Annotated in this window: 1 protein-coding gene; it reads left to right on the forward strand. The window is 47.1% G+C overall.

Annotated elements, in window-relative coordinates:
• Positions 1 to 573 (forward strand): iron chelate uptake ABC transporter family permease subunit (locus tag ACTXGO_RS15400; protein WP_443575131.1); only part of this gene is annotated, 573 nt, incomplete at its 5' end.
• Between the last annotated feature and the right edge of the window lie 159 nt (positions 574 to 732).

Here is a 732-nt window from a genome sequence, read left to right on the forward strand (position 1 = left end):
GACCTAACGCGTCTTATATTGGTCGGGGTGATCTTTGGTGTGCTGTTTCGTAGCTTATCGGCGCTGATTGCCCGCCTGATTAATCCTGATGATTTCGTGGTGGTGCAAGCGGCCAGCTACGCGCAGTTTAATACGCTCAATCCTAAGCTGCTGGGTATCAGCCTTGTTATCTGTATGCTCAGCGCTATTGTCGTTTGGCGCTGGCGCTATCAGTGTGATGTGTTGATGCTGGGTAAACCGCAAGCGATCAACCTTGGTATTAATTATCAGCGTTTGGCGTTTGGACTGCTGAGCCTCATTGCGGTTTTGGTAGCCACGGCGACTGCTTTGGTAGGGCCTGTGACTTTTTTTGGTCTGCTCGTATGCGCCTTGACCAATCGTATTACGCGGCGTATGTATCATAGCGAGCGGCTGGTATTGGTCAGTTTAGTGGCGATGATATGTTTGGTGCTCGGTCAAGCTGTCTTTGAGCAACTGCTGGATATGGCGGGCGTTTTGTCCGTGGTGATTGAGCTGGCAGGCGGAATAGTGTTTTTGTTATTGATATTTATGACTCACCGTCGCCGCGTATGACTTTTAAAGCTTTAAAGTCTCAAAGCTATAAAAAATAAATTGATTAGAAGACATTGCTATGATAAAAATTAATACCCTCTCGCACCATATTGGCTCGCAGCAAATACTGCACGATATTACTTTGTCTTTGCCGCCCTCACAAGTTATCGCTCTGATAGG

Source organism: Psychrobacter sp. T6-1 (assembly GCF_052258445.1).